Annotated in this window: 16 protein-coding genes; 7 read left to right on the top strand and 9 right to left on the bottom strand. The window is 62.8% G+C overall.

From position 1 onward, the window contains the following. Positions 1-23: 23 nt before the first annotated feature. The gene (gene glpK / locus GRAN_RS05930; protein WP_128912029.1) at positions 24-1,520 is read right to left on the bottom strand and encodes a glycerol kinase GlpK; all 1,497 of its coding nucleotides are present in this window, start codon (positions 1,518-1,520) and stop codon (positions 24-26) included. Positions 1,521-1,771: 251 nt separating this feature from the next. Here glpK and GRAN_RS05925 point away from each other — a divergent pair, with 251 nt between their 5' ends. The 6 genes from GRAN_RS05925 to GRAN_RS05900 all read left to right on the top strand — a co-directional run bounded on the left by GRAN_RS05925 (position 1,772) and on the right by GRAN_RS05900 (position 8,956). Continuing rightward, the gene (locus GRAN_RS05925) at positions 1,772-2,497 is read left to right on the top strand and encodes a methyltransferase domain-containing protein (protein ID WP_128912028.1); all 726 of its coding nucleotides are present in this window, start codon (positions 1,772-1,774) and stop codon (positions 2,495-2,497) included. Positions 2,498-2,532: 35 nt separating this feature from the next. Continuing rightward, positions 2,533-3,249 carry a DUF6624 domain-containing protein gene (locus GRAN_RS05920; protein WP_128912027.1) on the top strand — a complete coding sequence of 239 codons (717 nt, stop codon included), beginning with the start codon at positions 2,533-2,535 and terminating at the stop codon, positions 3,247-3,249. 48 nt (positions 3,250-3,297) lie between these two features. Further along, a complete protein-coding gene (locus tag GRAN_RS05915; protein WP_128912026.1) occupies positions 3,298-5,892 on the top strand; it encodes a M1 family metallopeptidase in 2,595 nt (864 codons plus the stop codon). Between the two features lie 270 nt (positions 5,893-6,162). Then, a complete protein-coding gene (locus GRAN_RS05910; RefSeq protein ID WP_128912025.1) occupies positions 6,163-6,591 on the top strand; it encodes an anti-sigma regulatory factor in 429 nt (142 codons plus the stop codon). A 101-nt stretch (positions 6,592-6,692) separates the two neighbouring features. Further along, complete coding sequence (bla, locus tag GRAN_RS05905; protein ID WP_128912024.1) at positions 6,693-7,595, top strand: class A beta-lactamase; 903 nt, start codon at positions 6,693-6,695, stop codon at positions 7,593-7,595. Between the two features lie 32 nt (positions 7,596-7,627). Next, the gene (locus tag GRAN_RS05900; RefSeq protein ID WP_128912023.1) at positions 7,628-8,956 is read left to right on the top strand and encodes a DUF2252 domain-containing protein; all 1,329 of its coding nucleotides are present in this window, start codon (positions 7,628-7,630) and stop codon (positions 8,954-8,956) included. A 21-nt stretch (positions 8,957-8,977) separates the two neighbouring features. Here the strand turns inward: GRAN_RS05900 and GRAN_RS05895 are convergent, their stop codons facing one another. The 7 genes from GRAN_RS05895 to nadC are packed head-to-tail and all read right to left on the bottom strand — an operon-like array spanning position 8,978 to position 16,606. After that, positions 8,978-9,253, bottom strand: a complete 276-nt coding sequence (locus tag GRAN_RS05895) for a hypothetical protein (RefSeq protein WP_128912022.1) — start codon at positions 9,251-9,253, stop codon at positions 8,978-8,980. Between the two features lie 31 nt (positions 9,254-9,284). Then, positions 9,285-12,041 carry a ComEC/Rec2 family competence protein gene (locus tag GRAN_RS05890; RefSeq protein ID WP_128912021.1) on the bottom strand — a complete coding sequence of 919 codons (2,757 nt, stop codon included), beginning with the start codon at positions 12,039-12,041 and terminating at the stop codon, positions 9,285-9,287. A 21-nt stretch (positions 12,042-12,062) separates the two neighbouring features. After that, positions 12,063-13,325 (bottom strand): class I SAM-dependent RNA methyltransferase, encoded by a 1,263-nt coding sequence (locus GRAN_RS05885; protein WP_128912020.1) that lies wholly within the window; start codon positions 13,323-13,325, stop codon positions 12,063-12,065. Next, positions 13,322-14,032: a hypothetical protein gene (locus tag GRAN_RS05880; RefSeq protein WP_128912019.1), complete on the bottom strand. Its 711-nt coding sequence runs from the start codon at positions 14,030-14,032 to the stop codon at positions 13,322-13,324. Before GRAN_RS05880 ends, GRAN_RS05885 begins: the two co-directional genes overlap by 4 nt. 8 nt (positions 14,033-14,040) lie before the next feature. Continuing rightward, positions 14,041-14,877 carry a type III pantothenate kinase gene (locus GRAN_RS05875; RefSeq protein ID WP_128912993.1) on the bottom strand — a complete coding sequence of 279 codons (837 nt, stop codon included), beginning with the start codon at positions 14,875-14,877 and terminating at the stop codon, positions 14,041-14,043. Between the two features lie 21 nt (positions 14,878-14,898). Further along, positions 14,899-15,720, bottom strand: coding sequence for a biotin--[acetyl-CoA-carboxylase] ligase (locus tag GRAN_RS05870; protein ID WP_128912018.1), 822 nt, complete (start codon positions 15,718-15,720; stop codon positions 14,899-14,901). Continuing rightward, complete coding sequence (nadC, locus tag GRAN_RS05865; RefSeq protein WP_128912017.1) at positions 15,710-16,606, bottom strand: carboxylating nicotinate-nucleotide diphosphorylase; 897 nt, start codon at positions 16,604-16,606, stop codon at positions 15,710-15,712. Before nadC ends, GRAN_RS05870 begins: the two co-directional genes overlap by 11 nt. A 47-nt stretch (positions 16,607-16,653) precedes the next feature. Between nadC and GRAN_RS05860 the strand changes: the two genes are divergently transcribed. Beyond that, positions 16,654-17,070: a hypothetical protein gene (locus GRAN_RS05860; RefSeq protein WP_128912016.1), complete on the top strand. Its 417-nt coding sequence runs from the start codon at positions 16,654-16,656 to the stop codon at positions 17,068-17,070. A gap of 1 nt (position 17,071) precedes the next feature. On the opposite strand, the gene GRAN_RS05855 is transcribed toward GRAN_RS05860, so the two are convergent. Continuing rightward, positions 17,072-18,271, bottom strand: a complete 1,200-nt coding sequence (locus GRAN_RS05855; protein WP_128912015.1) for a DUF2252 family protein — start codon at positions 18,269-18,271, stop codon at positions 17,072-17,074. Positions 18,272-18,335 lie beyond the last annotated feature (64 nt).

The raw sequence follows: 18,335 nt of genomic DNA, 5'->3' as shown, positions 1-18,335 counted from the left end.
GCTGCGGAGGATCGCTTCAGCCCTTAGTTCTCTTTATTCCAACCCTTCGACCGCTGCACCGCATCTTGCCACTTGGCGTACTTCTTCTCCGCCAGAGCCCGATCGACCTTCGGCGTAAAGATCTGCCCCTCCGGACGCGTCTTGCCGATCTCCTCCACGCTATCCCAGAAGCCCGTCGCGAGCCCTGCAAGGTAAGCCGCGCCTTGCGCAGTGGTCTCCAAAATCGCCGGACGCTCGACCGGAACCCCAAGCAGATCTGCCTGGAACTGCATCAGCATGTCGTTCGCTGCCGCGCCACCGTCGGCCCTCAGCTTCGTCATCTTCGAGTCCGTATCGGAGTCCATCGCCCGAAGTACATCCGTCACCTGGAAAGCGATGCTTTCAAGCGCCGCCCGCGCAATGTGGCCGATCTCGGTCGAGCGCTGCAGCCCGATGATCATTCCACCGGCGTAAGGATCCCAGTGTGGCGCGCCAAGTCCCGTGAATGCAGGCACGAGGATGACGTTGTTCGAGCTATCCACCGACTTCGCAATCTTCTCCACGTCCGGAGCCGCCTCGAAGAACTGCATCTTGTCCCGCAGCCACTGCACCACCGCCCCACCGATAAACACGCTCCCCTCGAGCGCGTACTGGAGTTTCTGATTCGTCGTGCAGGCGAGCGTCGTAATCATCCGCTCTTTCGAGAGCGTGAACGTGTCCCCGATGTTCTGCAGCAGGAAGCACCCGGTCCCATACGTGTTCTTCGCATCGCCGGGATTGACGCACATCTGTCCAAATAGGGCCGACTGCTGATCACCCGCGATCCCCGCGATCTCAACATCGCCAAGCCCAAGGGTGGTCGTCACCCGGCCTACCTTCTGGCTCGACCAGACCACCTCCGGCATCATGCTCGCTGGAATCCGCAGCAGCCTGAGCAAGTCCTCATCCCACTTGTCTTCGACGATGTTGTATAGCAATGTTCGCGAAGCATTAGTCCGATCGGTGATGTGGCATTTCCCGCTGGTCAGGTTCCAGATCAGCCAGCAGTCTACGGTCCCAAACGCAAGCTTGCCTTGCTCGGCGAGCGCACGCGCACCATCAACGTTATCGAGAATCCACGTGATCTTCGTTCCGGAGAAGTACGGGTCGATCAGAAGCCCGGTCTTGTTCCGGATCATCTCCTCATTGCCGTCATTGCGAAGCTGCGAGCAGAACTCGGCCGTCCGCCGATCCTGCCAGACGATCGCGTTATAAACCGGCTTACCAGACTCGCGATCCCACACGATCGTCGTCTCGCGCTGGTTCGCGATGCCGATCGAAGCGACATCCCGTGGACGAACGTGCGCCCGCGCAAGCACCTCGACGGCAGCCGTCAATTGCGAAGTAAGGATGTCGATCGGATCATGCTCGACCCATCCTGTGTTCGGATACTTCTGCTCGAACTCATGCTGGGCAATACCTGCGATCTTGCCCTCATGGTCGAAAAGCATGGCACGTGAGCTTGTGGTTCCCTGGTCGAGTGAGAGGACGTACTGGGCCATGTTCGTTTCCATTCCTCGTATTTACCCTGCCTTTGATAGACGATCTCGAACCGTTGCCGGAGGACTCAGCGCGGCAGGAAGGCGCCTTTCGACCGGCAACCTCTGACCATACGCGCAAAGCGCAGTTGCAGCCAAGTTGCGCAAGCCCAGTCGGTTTGTTCAGCCGCCCATGTTTCCATCGAAGCGTGTTCACCCGTAACATAATCCGAAGTTTGGCAAAACCAGATTGCCTGAGCCAACGTAACCATCAAATGCCCATGGATCTCAGCCATCGCGCATACCTCGAAGAGAGCATGGACGTGCTCTCGACCTACGGGGAGTATCGAAGATGCCTGCACGATCTGGACTCGGTGAGCCGCCTCGTCCTCGCGCACCGGGCAACGCTTCACTTTCTCAACCGCATCGCCGCGACCAATCCGACGCAGCCGATCAATATCCTCGATGTAGCCTGCGGCGATGGCTCCATGCTCCGGCGCCTCGCAAAATGGGCTGCTAAGCGCGGCCTCTCTGTACGGCTGACCGGCCTCGATCTCAACCCATGGGCCATCGATGTCGCGCGCGAGTTCCCCAACACGACGCCCCCCATCGAATACGTCGTCTCAGATGTCTTTGCGTACGAGCCGCTCCAGCCTATCGACGTCATTCTCAGCGCGCATTTCACGCATCACCTTGAGAACCACGACATCATTCGCTTCCTCAACTGGATGGAGCGGAATGCCCGCCTTGGCTGGTTCGTCAACGACCTCCATCGCCACCCGAATCCCTACCGTCTCTTCCGCCTTCTCGGAGCCGTGGCGCCCTGGCACCCGATCATCATCTCGGACGGCCTCATCTCAATTCGGCGCGCCTTTACGGTAGACGACTGGCAGGCCTGCGTTCTGGCTGCGGGGATCGGCGAAGCGGTCCCAGCGGAGGAGTTTCCGGCCCGCGTCACCGTGACCAGGCTCAAGACGCCCAGCCAGCTCCTGCCCGCCTGACCAGCTCCTGTCCGCCTGAACGGTACACTGGAAACATGTCTTTGCGTGCCGTGCTTCTTCTCTCGCTGGCGTTTTGCGCCCCTGCTTCGCCCCTCGCAACAGCGCAGGAAGCCCAACAGCAACCGGCAGTGCAACCCGCTTGGCAACAGGATATGGCGAGACGGCACGAGGCGCTCATCCAGCAAAACGGCCCCGGCACCGACACTGTGCTGCGCGACCAACTCCTTGCCATGAAGCAGCAGGACCAGGAGGCGCGCGGCTTTCGCGCCGGTTCGACCGGGCTCCAGGGTCAGATCGCCACGAACCTGGCCAGCATCGACCAGGACCTCACCGATCAGCTCAAGCAGATCTTCTACGCCAAGGGCTGGCCGACCATCCGTCTCGTCGGCATCGACGCCTCGAACGCCGCCATGCTCATCCTCACCCACACCCCCGACCACGCGTGGCAGCGAAGCATTCTCCCGCAACTCGAAACCCTTGCCGACTCCGGCAAGATTGATGGCTCAACCCTCGCCCTCGTCGTCGACAAGGAGCTCGTTGCCACCGGCCAGTTGCAGCGCTACGGCTCGCAGTTCAAGTTCGTCAATGGAGCGATGGCGATGTACGCTGTCGAGGATCCGGCCTCGCTCGATCAACGCCGCGCCCAGGTCCTCCTGCCTCCCATGGATGTTTATCGCGACATGCTCGAACACATCTACCACCTCAAAGCGTCTAACCAGATTGTGAGCGCGACGCCGCCTGCGGCAAAGTAGCCCAATATTCCCTGGATTTGTCCCACCCCTGAAAGAAGGCTTCACCCGATGTATCTCCGCTCCACCCTCCTTGCCCTGTCGTTTGCCCTCGCTTCCTTCGCATCCAATTCCGAAGCACAGCGCCTCCCCGGCGGCGTCCATCCCGAGCACTACACCCTCGCGCTGACCCCCGATCTCAAGGCCGCGACCTTCGCCGGTAACGAGACCATCGACCTGACGCTCGATGCTTCCTCGAGCACCATCACCCTGAACTCGTCCGAGATTGAGATCGCGTCCGTCTCCGCAGGCGGGCAAAGCGGAACCGTCAGATACGACAAGGATAAGGAGCAGGCCACCTTCAGCTTCGCCCAGCCGCTCGCCGCCGGGCCGGTTCATCTTGCCATCGCCTTCACGGGTATCCTCAACGACAAGCTCCGTGGCTTCTATCTCTCGAAGACCAAGACCCGCAACTACGCCGTCACGCAGTTCGAGCCGACCGACGCCCGGCGCGCCTTCCCGAGCTTCGATGAGCCCGCCCTCAAGGCCACCTACGACCTCTCGCTCACCGTCGACGTCCCCGATACCGTCATCGCCAATGGAGCCATGATCTCCGACAAGCCCGCCGCGGCAGGGAAGCACACCCTCACCTTCGCGACGACGCCGAAGATGTCGACGTATCTCGTCGCCTTCCTCGTCGGCGACTTCCAATGCATCACCGGCAAGGCCGACGGCGTACCCATCCGCGTCTGCTCCACGCCGGACAAGATCCAGTTCACCCACTTCGCCCTCGAAGCCGCCGAGTACATCCTGCCCTATTACGACAAGTACTTCGGCATCAAGTACCCCATGCCCAAGCTCGACCTCATCGGCCTGCCCGACTTCGAAGCTGGCGCCATGGAGAACTTCGGCTGCATCACCTACCGCGAGACCGATCTCCTCGTCGACAAGAACGCAAGCGTCAACGCGAAAAAAGGCGTCGCCTCCGTCGTTGCCCACGAGATGGCTCATCAGTGGTTCGGCGACATGGTCACCATGCAGTGGTGGGACAATCTCTGGCTCAACGAGGGCTTCGCCAACTGGATGGAGAACAAGCCCGTCGCCAAGTGGCACCCGGAGTGGAACTTCCCCCAGGACGTCGCCACGACCCTCGACAGCACCTTGAACCTCGATGCGCAGCCCACCACCCACGCCATCCGCGCCAAGGAAACCAGCACTCCCGACCAGATCAACGAACTCTTCGACGGCATCTCCTACGGCAAGGGCGGCTCTGTCATCGGCATGGTCGAGAGCTACCTCGGCGAAGAACTCTTTCGCCAGGGTGTTCACAATTACCTCCAGGCCCACCTCTACGCCAACGCTACCGCCGAGGACTTCTGGAATGCCCAGGCAGCAACCTCGCACCAGCCCATCGACAAGATCATGGCCAGCTTCATCGACCAGCCCGGCGTGCCTCTCCTCATCTTTGGCGACGCGACCGCGGGGAGCGTCACCGTCACCCAGAAGCGCTTCTTCCTCTCTCCCACCGACAGCGCCTCAACCGAGAAGTGGACGATCCCCGTCTGCGTAAAGGCGAGCGACAAGCCCGACAACCCAGCCAAGCTCGGCAAGCAGATCTGCACCCCGATCACCCCGGAGCAGACGACGCTCCCGCTCGCGCCGAAAGCGAAGCTGTTCTTCGCGAACGCCGGCGACCATGGCTACTACCGCACCTCCTACACCCCTGCCCAGCGCAAGGCCATCGCCGCCTCCGCCGAGCACTCCCTCAGCGCTACCGAGCGCATGGGTCTCCTCGGCGACGAGTACGCCCTCGTGCTCTCCGGCCAGCAGCCCATCGCCGACTTCCTCGATCTCGCCCTCTCCTTCAAGGCCGATCCCGACGCCTCCGTCATCGACAGCGCCCTCGGCAAGATCGCCACCATCCAGGCCAGCATCGCCACACCCGAGGACGCCGACCACATCGACGCTCTCCTGCGCCGCGAACTCGCCCCCATCTACGCGATGATCGGCAAGCCCGGCGGTCACGAGTCCTACAACGCGCAGGAGAGGCGTACCACGCTCTTCCAGCGCCTCGGAGTCGCCGGCGACCCCAGCATCCTCGCTCAGGCAAACGTGCTCACCGGCGACGCCTTCACCGCCCACAAATCCAGCGACGCCGCCCTCGTCGATGCCGCCGTCACCGTCTCCGCCCTCAATGGCGATTCAGCCCTCTACGACAAGCTCCAGGCCGTCGCCGAGAACGCCACCGACCCCGGCCTCCAGTCCGACGCGCTCCGCACCCTCGCCCGTTTCCAATCCCCCATCCTCGTTATCCGCACGCTCGACTACGCCTCCTCCGGCAAGGTCCGCAACCAGGATTCTTGGATCCTCTTCACCCTGCTCCTCCGTCAGCCCAAAACCCGCGACATCGCCTGGAACTACATCCAGCAGCACTGGGATAAAGTTCACGCCCAGTTCACCACCAACTCCGGCGTCCGTGTCGTCGGTGCCACCGGAAGCTTCTGCACGGTGCAGGGCCGTGACGAGGTTCAGAGCTTCTTCGCTACCCATCACGTCGACGCGTCGGAACGTACCCTCGCCAAGGCCATCGACAGCATCAACGACTGCATCCGCCGCCGCGCCGACGAAGAACCCGGCCTCAAAGCCTGGCTCGCCAGCCGGAACTAACCCACCGGCCCGGCCCCACCCGCCTTCGGCTCCATACGGGGTTTCCTGTGAAAGGCGACCTCGTTTGGTACACTTTAGTAACACGAAGTTATCGTTCCCATAAAGGGCTGCTCGCTTGCTATCTTTGCACCTGCAAGAACTCATACGTTCCTGCGCGTCTTTCCAGCGCATCGTTGCATTGAACGAGCACGGCACAGAGATCCTCTGCCATGACCCTGTTTCCCCTCGCCCGGTATCCGAGCGCAGCGGGCCGGGCGGAGGATCAGGACGATGCTCCCTCTAAGCCCGGAGTTCGAGGGCTCGACTGCGGCGAAGATTCTTCCCATCCGCACCGCTGACGACATCGTTCTGCTGCGTGCCGCCGTCCGTACCGCCGCGCTCGAGGCCGGTCTCGGCCTTGTCGAATTGACCAAGCTCGTCACTGCCTCCGTGGAAATCGGTCGCAACACCTTGACCTACGGCCGCGAAGGCGAAGTGGCGATCGATACCATCTACGAAAAGCCCTCCGGCGTTCGGCTCACCTTTTCTGATCGCGGACCCGGCATCGAAGACGTTCACCTCGCCATGAAAGACGGTTTCACTACGAGCGGAGCCATGGGCCTCGGTCTCGGAGGAACAAGCCGCCTCGTCGATGAGTTCCATATCGTCTCCGCGCCCGACGAGGGCACCACGGTCACTATCGCCAAGTGGAAGCGTTAGTGTTCATCGGCCTGCGAGCCGCGCTGTAGTTTCAATCACATCCCGCAAAAATCTGGTAATCCCAACGCTCCGGGCGTCCCCGCTTCCGCTACTCTGGCGTTATGCGTCTCCCGCTTGCTTCCCTGGCCCTTGCGTTCGTCCTTCCCGTGCACGCCCAGACCACGAAGAAGACGCAACCCCCACCGCCTCTGAAACAGGCCATCGCCACGATTGCTGCGGATTCCGACTCAACCGTCGCCGTCGCCTGCGCCCTGCCCAACGCGCAGCTCGATTGCAGCCTCAACGCCGACTCGCATCCACCCATGCAGTCCGTCTTCAAGCTCCCCCTTGCCGTCACCGTCCTTCACTTCGTCGAGCAGAGCAAGCTATCCCTTGACCAGCAGGTCCGCTTCCTCCCGGCCGATCGCATCCCATCCGGCTATAGTCCGCTCCAGGATGAGCACCCCGCCCCCAACGTCGATGTCTCCCTCCGCGAACTCTTCCGCCTCGCGGTCAACCTCTCCGACAACGTAGCCGCCGACATCCTCCTCCGCGTCATCGGCGGCCCGCAGGTCGTGCAGGCTTACATCACCTCGCTGGGTATCAAGGACTTCCACATCGTCGACGGAGAGCACGGCCTCTACCTCGACGCCCAGAACCAGTTCCACAACTGGATCAGCCCCAGCGCCGCCGTCCAACTCCTGCGCCTTCTCGCCGACGCCTCCCCGCTTACCCCCGCCGATACCCAGCTTCTTTTCGGCCTCATGGAGACCTCTCCCATGGCGCCCCACCGCATTCGGGATGGTGTCCCGCCGGGCACGGTCGTGCGCCACAAGGGCGGAACCTCGCAGACCATCCTCGGCCTCACTTACGCCACCAACGACGTTGCTCTCATCACTCTGCCCGACGGCCGCACTCTTGCCCTCGCCGTCTTCCTCACCAACTCCACCGATGACGACAAGACCCGCGACGCTACCATCGCGAGCATCGCCAAGGCCATCTACGAGGCTGCAATCCATCCCTGACCGTCATCTCCATGGCGTAGACTTCCCACACGATGACCACGCGAAAGACGCGCACGACAAACACCACAAGCACGACTAAGCCTGATGGTTTCACCATCGGTGTAGGGTTCCGTAAGACCTACCCTCGCACCGAGCTGGCCAAGTGGGATCCTTCCCTCCGCACCCGCGACCCGCTTCAAATCCTCAAGAGCGCCGAAGGGGAACGCCTTCCCGAGCTCATGCCGCTCAAGTATCAGCGCATGTCGGCATCGCCCTTCGGCTTCTTTCGCGGCGCGGCCCCCGTCATGGCGTATGACCTCTCGCTCTCCGCCAACACCGGCGTCATCACGCAGCTTTGCGGCGACGCCCACGTCCAGAATCTCGGGGCATATAGCGGACCCGACGGCCGCCTCGTCTTCGACATCAACGACTTCGACGAAACCGTTCGCGGACCCTTCGAGTGGGACATCAAGCGCATGGCCACCAGCATGCTCCTCGCCGGCAACGACGCCGGCGTTCGCAAAACCGCGTGCAACGCCGCCGCCGCCGTCTTCCTCACGTCCTACTGCGATCTCATGCGTCAGCTCGCCGGCATGCCCATCCTCGAGGTCGCGCGCTACCAGGTCCACCGCCTCGGGTCCATCGCACCTATCTCAAAGATTCTGCTCAACGCTCAGCGCGCCACGCCGGTCCACACCCTCGAGCGCCTCACCGAGCCCTACAAGACCAAGCGCCGGTTCCGCTCCCAGCCTCCTCTTCTGCGCCGCGTCACGGGCAATGAGGCGCAGGCTGTGCTCGCCTCGCTCATCGGCTTTCGACAGTCCCTCATCCCGGCGCGGCAACACTTCTTCGGCCAGTTCACGCCCGTGGACATCGCCTTCAAGGTCGTCGGCACAGGCTCCGTAGGCCTCCGCGATTACGTCATCTACATGGCCGGCAACGGCCCCGGCGACCCACTCTTTCTGCAGATCAAGCAGGAGGCGGCCTCCGTCTATGCTGAATACCTTCGCAAACACACCGAGCTTCGCGAGAATCAGGGCCAGCGCACCGCCGAAGGCCAGCAGGCCATGCAGTTCCAGTCGGACCCGCTCCTCGGCTGGACCACCCTCGACGGACGCGACTACCTCGTCCGCCAGCTCAACGACCACAAGGCCTCCGTCGACATCACCGGCCTGAAGGCCTCCGACCTCTCCCAATACGCCGCAGTCTGCGGAGAGATACTGGCCCGTGGTCACGCACGCGCCGGGGACGCCCGCATCATCGCCGGATACATCGGCGGTGGCAAGCGCTTCACTGCGGCCATCCTCGAGTTCGCTGCCCTCTACGCAGCCCAGAGCGTCAGCGACTGGAAGCTCCTCGTCAGCCAGCCGAAGCTCACCTGAGGCTGGCCTATCGGTCTATCGTTACATCAACCGAAACCGCTCCCGCATCAGCCTCTGGAACCTCGGCCTCCAGATCAGTTCGTAGGCGAGTTCCTTTCCCGGAAACATCGCCAACGCGGCGGTCTTGGTATCGGCTACCATCTGCGAGGCTTCGTCGACCGTCAGAGACCCATCCTGCGCGATCGTCTGCATCACCATGCTCATCATCATCTGCATGCGCCGCAGCAGCCGTGCCTCTTCCTGCTGTTCCGCCGGCGACATCACTGGTTTCTCTTCGCTCGATTCCTGCACGTCCATAGTCACGCTCCCTGGTAAAAGCCCGACAACACTAATTTGACGTTCCAACAACCTCTCGGATTCCACCATCCCTGCCCAGCAGAAAGGTAGTCATCCCAAACATATCCGTCCGGTAGAGCTTCACACCTCGCCCGGCAAGCCGCGTAATCACCTCGCCTCGCGGATGCCCGAAGGTATTTCCGCGCCCAACCGAGATCACCGCATCCCGTGGGCTTACCGCCGCCAGAAACCCCTCCGTCGAACTCGTCGCGCTCCCGTGATGCCCAACTTTCAGCAGCGTCACCGGCCCAACTCGATCGTGCGCCAGCATCGTCGCCTCCTCCGGCCGCTCCGCGTCGCCCTCAAGCAGAACCGAGGCTTTCCCAAACTGCAGCCGCATCACCAGCGAGTCGTCATTCTTCGGAGCACCGGCATTCCGGTACTCCGCCTCCGGCCCAAGCACCGAAACATCGACCCCATCCCAAGGGAGCGCATCGCCAGCCCGAAGGTGCCGAATCCTGACGCCAAGCGCGGAAGCCTCCGCAAGCATTGCCCCGTAAGCCTGGGAGGGAACATCCACCCCCACCCAAAGCTCGCGCGGCCGGAAGCTTCGCAGGATCGCAGGCATTCCTCCCATATGGTCGCTATGCTCATGCGTCAACGCCAGAACGTCAAGTCTTCTCAGCTCACGTGACCAAAGATAAGGCGCAACCACCTCCTCGCCGACGTCGAAGCCCGTATCCGCAGAGCCACTTCGAAGCCCCACACCACCGACCGGCCCACCAGCATCCACAAGCATCGCCCTGCCGTTCGGCCCAACGACAAGAATCGAATCCCCCTGTCCCACGTCGATCGCCGTAACCTCAAGCATCCCCGGAATCACGCTCGGCGTCGCTGGCAGAAGCGCAAGCCCGACCAGCAGGGGCAGCGTCGCCACGGTCAGCCATCCCCAAACCGCTCGCCTTTGCCTCGATGCCCAGCAGCAGAACCCAAGGCCTGCCACAACCACTCCACACACCCAACTTGCCGGTCCCGGGACCCGGACATCCGCAGCCGTCAGCCGCGCGATGTGTCCCACCGTCCCAGCCACTGCATGCAGCAGAACCGCCGTGACAGTCCCCGGAAGCACCGCAACCCAGGGACTCAGCAAGCTTCCACAAAACGTAGCCATCGCCGCCGGAACCAGAAATGCGATCACTGGAACCGTCAGCAGGTTCACCGGCAGAGCAAGCAGAGCCACTCGGTGAAAATAAAGCGCCATCGGTAGAGCCATCACCGCCTCTGTCACCAGGGCTACAAGGCAAAGCTCCGCAACCCAAAGCACCACCCGCATACCCCGGGCAGGCAAGCCCATCGCCCACCGCCCAAGCAGCCGCCCTAAAGCCTCGCCAAACATCCGCAGCATCACCCGGAACTGTGCCAGCCTCGGCTCAAACCGCACATCCCGCCAAACCTCCTCGATCCGTCTCGCCGCCCGCGCATACGGCAGAATCGTCCTCTCGCCAAGCGGAATCGCAATCCCCGCCACCCCCACAATCGCCAGAAACGTCATCTGAAAGCTCGCCTCGAACAAGCTGGATGGCGACCACGCCAGCGCACCCAGCACCGCCGCCCCGAGCGCATTGAGCGTGTTGTGGTGCCGGTCCAGAAGCCGCGCGATCAGAAAGATCGAAGCCATCCCCAAAGCCCGCTGCACCGGAATCCCAAGCCCTGTGAGCGCCGCATACCCCGTCGTCAGCCCGATCGTGACGAAGGTCCCCGCCCACATCGGAAGCCGCGTCCGCCGCGAAACCCAGAAGATCCCGAGCGCGATCAACCCGACATGCATCCCCGAAACCACGAACAGATGAAACGATCCCGTTCGCTCGAACCCTTTGCGCATCTCCCTATTCAGCCCCAACCGATCCCCAAAGAGCATCGCGTTCAGCGTCCCCGCATCCTCCGCCGTAAGCCGCGACCCTTCCGGCAGAGCCCGGTTCGCCCCCGACCGGGCAAATGCCAACATCCTCCCCGAAGCCCACGCCTGCGCCGCGTACACCCGGCACCGCAGATCCCAGGCCTTCCCCGCACCTCGGGCGGTCTCAGCCGCAAGCTTCCCCGCCCGCACGGAGGCATGAACCCCGATCCCCTGATCCAGCAGGTAATCCCCGTACTGCCAAGCCCCCGGATCCCGAAACCGCTCTGGCACCTTGAGCCGCATCGCCACGTCAACCACATCCCCGCACCGCAACTCCGGCATCGCCACCCCAGGTTCCGCGATCACCGTGACTCTTACCCCGCCCGTCACCGGAACCATCCGCGACGCATCCGGCGTCACCTCCTCGACCGCCTCCACCCCCAGGTCGACCGACAGCCCCGCATCCCCCTCCGTCTCCTCATAGCCATCCACATCTACGTCCTGCCGAGCCTGCGGAGGAAGCACCCGCACCCGCATCACCCGTCCCTGCACCGTCCGGCTAAGCCCATCCGCGAACCCACGCAACTCCGCCTGCGTCGCCGCTCCCGGCTGCATCTCCCCGCACCCCAACCCCGCCACCACCCAGAGCCCCGCCACAGGAACCAGCCCGACCCAAGGCGTCCGTATCGCCGCCCCGCTCATCCCCGCTAGCAGCAGGACCGCCATTACCCAAACCACAGCCGGAACCCATCCAAGCCGCTCAGCCCCGATCCCCACGCAGAACCACAAAGCCGCCCAAAGCAGCGGAGTCCGGCGAAAGCTGAGCGGCTCAAGACGCGACCCATTCCTGGCCCAGAGTCTGGGATCAGGGGAAGCGGCCGGCTCTCCGATGAAGCGTGCAGGAAACCGCATCAGCCACACATTGGCCCACGTTCAGACCATCGTTTTCGACAGAAAAACCACCGTCTCCAGGTGAAACGTCTGCGGAAACATATCAATCAAATGGACTTCCGCAACCCGGTAGCCGGAGTCTACCAGCAAAAACAAATCCCGAGCCAAAGTGACCACATCACACGAAACATAGACGATCTCTGCCGCCCCGATCCGCTCCAGAAGCCCACAAACCTCAGCCCCGATGCCAGCCCGCGGAGGGTCCATCACGATCAGATCCGGCCTCTCCCGCTGCACCGCCGCCGCCCGCAAAAACGCGACCGTTTCCATCGTCACAGCCTGTAAGTGCTCGGTTTTCTTCGGTGCCCGTGCCAGATCCGAGGCAGCCGGCTCCCCCACTTCCACCCCAACGACCAACTCGAAGCTACCCGCCAGCACACGCGAAAACAGCCCCACGCCCGCATACAGATCCCAGGCCAGCGCTCCCCGCCGCCCCGCCGTCACCAGCTCTACCATCTCCTCAACGAGGACGCGGTTTACCTGAAAGAATCCACCACGCGACACCCAGTACCGCCGGTCCCTCACCTCCTGCACCAGTCCACCCGTCCCCCAGGTAGCCCGTTCTTTCGCCCCATATCCCGCCGAAGCCGCCAGCACCCCAGCCCCAACCAACTCAGGCACCATCGCCGCCAGCGCCCCACAAAACTCCGCGAATCCCTCGATCCGCCCGTCCCGTGTCAGCACCGTCATCTGCAGCGTCTTCTCGTCGTTCGAGGCAAAAAACTCAACCTCAGCGGTTGAAGCGAGCCAGCGCCGCCCAGGCTCCTTCCCGTCGGCCAGCTTCAGTAGCGCCTCTGCCGCCCGCAGAAGGAGCCGTGAGGAGATCGGGCATTCGGCGATCGGCAGAAACTCCCGTCCACCGCGCCGGTTATACCCGGCGTGAAATGCCCCATCGACCGCTTCCACCCGAAACCTTACCCGGTTCCGATACTCCCATGGCTCTCCCGCATGCACCACCACATCCGGAAGCCCGGTGAGCCCGGCAGCCTGAAGCGTCTCCAGCAGAATCTCCTTCTTGATCCGTATCTGCTCCGCGTCCGAGGAGTGCTGATAATCGCACCCACCGCACACCCCAAAGTGCCGGCACCGCGGCGCCACCCGCTCCCCGGAGGCCTCGAGAACCCGCAGCGAAGGAAGCTCAACCAACTCGCCCGGCAACACGAAGCGAGCCGAATGCCCTGCTCCCGCCTCGTCCAAACCAACAAACGTCCCTCCGTACTCAGGCCGTTCGATCCTCACTGTCATAAATGGCTCATATAGAAGAGGCTCAAGCGCGGCAGCCCATACGCCTCGAACAGCCGCTTCTGCAGAAATTGCTGCTGAACCTGCTTGATCTGCACCGCCTGCATCTTGCTCCGATAGGGCGCAAGCTCACGCGCCGATTGCTCCCGCAGACGCACCAGATCCTCCTCCGGTGCGCTCATATGCAACGCCCCAAAGAGCTTTTCTTCGAGCACGTTGAGCTTACGATCGATCTCCTCCAGCGATCCCGCCGCACTCACCCCGGAAGCAATCTGCCGCAGCCGAGTCCCGCACTCCACCCCGACGCCCGCCGCAACTCCGGGAAGCGCCGCATTCTCAAGCTTCCCCGCATTCCCAATCAGGTAAGCCGCCACCCGCCCGCTCTCGAACCCGCTCTCCGCCGCCTCGACCGCCCCTTCCACAAGCGCACCCGTCGCTGCTTCCTGCGCCTTCTCGACCGCCTCCATCACCGCCTGCGAGCACCACGCCAGCCCATTCACCTTCCGAACCTTCCCACCCGCCCGCTGCTTCTTCGCATCTTGCTTATCAAACGCATTGTCGATCCCGCGCAGCACCGCCTCGAGCGGCAGCCCGCCTTCCCGCCACGTCTCGATCAGCGCCCAGTCCAGCGTCGATAACATGAGCAGCGATCCTCGTCTCTGCTGAAAGCGCTCTTCGATCTCGGTAAAATAATTGAAGTAATTCTGCACGGCCCGCTTCAGACTCCCGGACGCCGCGCCGCCAATGCCTCACGCGGCTTCTCGCGGTGCCGGTCGCGATTCTTCTCATACACCAGCCGCAAACCGGTCAGCGTCAGCATATCGTCCGTCTCCTGGATGTACTCTGAACCCGGCGCAATCAGCTTTGAGAGGCCACCCGTCGCCACGGTCTTCGTCTCTGGCCCAAGCTCAGCAATCATGCGTTTCAGAATCCCGTCGACCAGCCCGATGTAGCCGTAATAGAGTCCGATCTGGATGTTGTCCACCGTCCCCGTGCCAATCACTTTCGAGGGTTTCTTCACATCGATGCGCGGCAGCCGCGCCGCCCGCTGAAACAAAGCCTCGGCCGAAATCCCGAGCCCCGGCGCAATCGCGCCGCCCAGAAACTCCCCGCGCTTCGACACCACATCGAACGTCGTCGCCGTACCCATGTCGACCACGATCGTCGGCCCGCCATACTTGTCGAACGCAGCAACGCAGTTCACGATGCGGTCCGCACCAACCTCAGCCGGGTTGTCGGTCAGTACCGGGATACCCGTCTTCACTCCCGGCTCGATAAAGAGCGGCTTCACCTTGAAGAAGATCTCGCAGGCTCGCCGCAGCGTGGAATCGATCGGAGGCACCACCGACGAAATCGCAATGCCGTCCACCACGCTCAGATCGTGCCCCGCATCGAGAAACAGACTCCGCAGCGTAACGCCGATCTCATCGGAAGTCTGCCGAAGTGGCGTGGTAATCCGCCAGTGCTTCAGCATCTCCCCCGGCACGTCATCCGTAGAAAGCCGATAGAGACCAAGCACCGTATTCGTATTTCCCGCGTCGATGGCAAGCAGCATTCGTTCCAAAACCCTCTCCAGCTAGCGGGGACGCACACCACCCGAGAGCACCGTATGGAGTGTGCCGTCGTCTCCAAGCACACGCAAAAAGCCACGCGAGTCGAGTCCAGCCGTCACGCCAGTATATCCGTCCCCCTCGCCCACCCGAACCGCCTTGCCCCGCACCCAGCTCGAAGCCTCGGCAAACCGGCTCAGCAGGGAATCTTCCTCCGCGGTGCCCGCTGCCGTTCCTGAAAGACCGGTGAACTCGGCCTCCAGTCGGTCGATCTCTCCGCCAAGCGCGAGCAGAAGCTCAACGAGGAGTCCCTCGCGCGACCATGCATGCCCCGTCTCCAGAAGCAGCGAAGTGGCGATACCCCGAAGCTCCCCGGGGAACTCCGGATGTCCCACGTTCAGCCCGATCCCGATCACCGCATAGCGAAGCGCGCCGGATGTTTCCGCAGCCGTCTCCACCAATATGCCTCCGAACTTCTTCTCCCCAAGTAGCAGATCGTTCGGCCACCGAATATCGGGATAAAGCCCCGTCAGATCGAAGACCGCCGCCTGCACCGCAAGCCCAGCGGCGAGCGAAATCCAAAGCGCCTCAGCCAGAGCAAGCTTCGGCCGCAAAAGCACACTGACGTAGAGCCCATCCCCTGGAGCCGAATGCCACCCGTGCCCTCCCCGCCCGCGCCCTGCGGTCTGCTCATCCGCGACCCACACCGACCTGTCCGGCGCCGCACCCTGGGCTGCTTCGATGGCGAGCGTATTCGTAGAGCCAACCGTAGCCAGGTGTCTTACGGCAAATCGGCTCCCGGCGAGCCCACGTTCGACCTCGTCCGAGTCCCACGCCTCAGAAGACATTCGCGGTAACTCGCATCCCCATGTCGATCGTCTCGGGAGACTGCGTCAACGCGGCCACCGAGACGAAGTCGACGCCCGTTAGCCCGAAGCTCTTCACCGTATCGAGAGTGATGTTCCCCGAAGCTTCGATAGGAATTCCTGGCCTCGTATCGCGTATCTGCTTCACCGCCTTCTTCACAGCCGCAACAGCCATACCTTCGAGCAGGATCGCCTCCGCCCCCCCGGCGAGCGCCTGATCCAGTTCTTCCTGGCTCCTGACCTCCACCTCGACCCGCTGTCCCGGCTTCCGCTTCGCCAGCGCATGCTCGAGCGCCGAGGGTAGGCCTCCGCCCAGCCCAATATGGCTCGCCTTGATCAGGATGCCGTCCTGCAGATCCAGCCGGTGGTTCGTTCCCCCGCCGCAGCATACGGCGTACTTATCCAGCGCACGCAGCCCAGGGATCGTCTTGCGCGTATCGACCACCTTCGCGTTCGTCCCCGACAGCGCTTTCACATAGGCATTGGTCAGCGTGGCAATCCCGCTCATCCGCTGGATCAGGTTCAGCATCACTCTCTCGCACGAGAGGATCGCCGCAGCATGGTGGCGAATGACGGCGATCGTCTGCCCCTTCTTCACCCGCACGCCGTCGAAGATCTCCAAGTGGCTTACCACCTCAAACCGGCTCTGGTTTCCAGGATTATCCCCCGAAACCATCTTCCCGAAGATGTCGAGGATCGCCGGAATTGCGCCCACTCCGGAGATCACGCATGGCTGCTTGGCGACGATCGTTCCGGTCGCCCTCAGCCCGGGCTCGACCGTCAGCACGGTCGTGACGTCGTTTGCTGCCTTATCTTCCGCAAGGGCCGCTTCCAGAATCGTGCGGATTCGTCTGCTCTTCCAGTCCATGGCGTAATCCTAAACCTCTCACCTGCATCTCAAGGTGTACACGCCTGATGCCCGACCTCTCCCACCAAATCGCGACCTTGTTCCTCTTGGCCATTCCCATCGCCTGCGCCTCCTGGACCGTCACCCACGAAGAGGTCTTCCGCGAGCCTCGCGAGTTTTGCAAAGAGAAGAGTCAGAACTGCAAGCCGCTCGTCACCCGCAAGTTCTTCTATCTCTTTACGTGCGAATACTGCTTCTCGCACTATGTCACCGCGTTTTTTCTCCTGGTCACCCGCTACCAGCTTCTGTACCCGGGATGGCGCGGGTACCTGCTCTCGGAGTTCGCGCTTGTCTGGGTGGCCAACATCTATATGAGCTTCTTCAACCGCCTTCGCCTCGACATCAAGCACGAGAATGTTGTCATCGCGGTCGATCAGACTAAAGTCGCGGCGGACGAGCCCACCCGGGCGCCCGCCGCGAACTAGATCAGGCCATCGCGTACCTGCGGCAATGCTCAAGGTAAGCCGCCTCATGGCTCGCGACCAGTTCCACCACGCTGCGCCAAAGCCATCCCGGCGCGTCGAGGCTCTTCGAACGGTTCCGCCCCAGCTCGGCCTTCCAGCTCTTCCTAGTGGAAAGGTCCATCTGCCGGACATGAGCCCGCCCGACGATCATCGCGAGATACCGCGCTGCCGCAACCGCCTCCTCGCGCGTTAGGCGCTCCAACTCGACCTTGAGATCCTGCGGCATCAGCTCGCGCACGACCACTGGCCTGCGCAGCAGGCGCGCCGCCATCATTCGCTCTCCCAGGAAAGGAGACAGCGCACGCGCCCCGGTAACAACCCGCTCCGCGTTATCCTCCGGCATTTCGCCCCCCCGTGCCGAAGGAGCCGCCGCACACACGGCCTCCTTGATATCGAGCAGCCGATAGCGCCGCTTGCTTGCCTTCCCGATCCCCACGAGGACCGCGAACCGGAGGCGGCCAAGCGAGCTGCATCCCTTCATCCAATACGCGGCGTCGAGCACGCGGAGGGTGCCCTTTTCCTGCTCCCCGCTCAGCAACGCAGCAAGCCCGGCCGTTTTCTGAAGCAGTTCCTCGATCGCACTCCGCTCGCTCTCCGCGAGAGCCCAGAACCGTGACCCGAGAGGAATCACCGGCGTCACGTCCTCGATCCGTTCCTCCGCAAGGTGACGCCATTTGCGGCTCAGTGCCTGCTCCAGGATCAGACGAATTGGCTGCAGATTGCCACCTTCGGGGTCCGCGCCCGCCTTTCGAGGAGAAGAAAGAGCCTCGCTATAGCCCACCACCATCTGTTCGAGCATCAGCGCCGTCGTAACCCCCGGAAGGTCGGATCCGCGAGCCGCAGTCGCAAGCGAAAGGCCGAGCCGCACGAGGTCATGCGCAGGATTGCCAATCACGGTCTGGTCGAGATCGCGGATCTCCACTTCGACCTTGCCGTCCGCGTTCGCCACCGGACCGAGATTACCGGCGTGGCAGTCGCCACAAATCCAGATCGGCGGACCCTGTGGAAGCCGATCGCCCGAGCCGGTTGCGAGCCAGTCATAAAACTGCAGCGTGTTTCCGCGAACGTAGGCGTGCGCGGATCTCGCCATCTTCAAGCGCCGGTTCGCCTCCAGTACGGCAAGACGTCCATCCGGCGTGGGTCCAACTTCCTTCTTTTTCATCGTCCTTTAATATTACGTCGTTAGGCCGAGCCTTCTCGGTCGCACCGATGTCTCGCATCCTCGT

It is taken from the genome of Granulicella sibirica, assembly GCF_004115155.1.
In the GTDB taxonomy this organism is placed as follows: Bacteria; Acidobacteriota; Terriglobia; order Terriglobales; family Acidobacteriaceae; genus Edaphobacter; species Edaphobacter sibiricus.
Note: the sequence above shows the minus strand (reverse complement) of the source record. Positions and strands in the feature narration are given on the sequence as shown.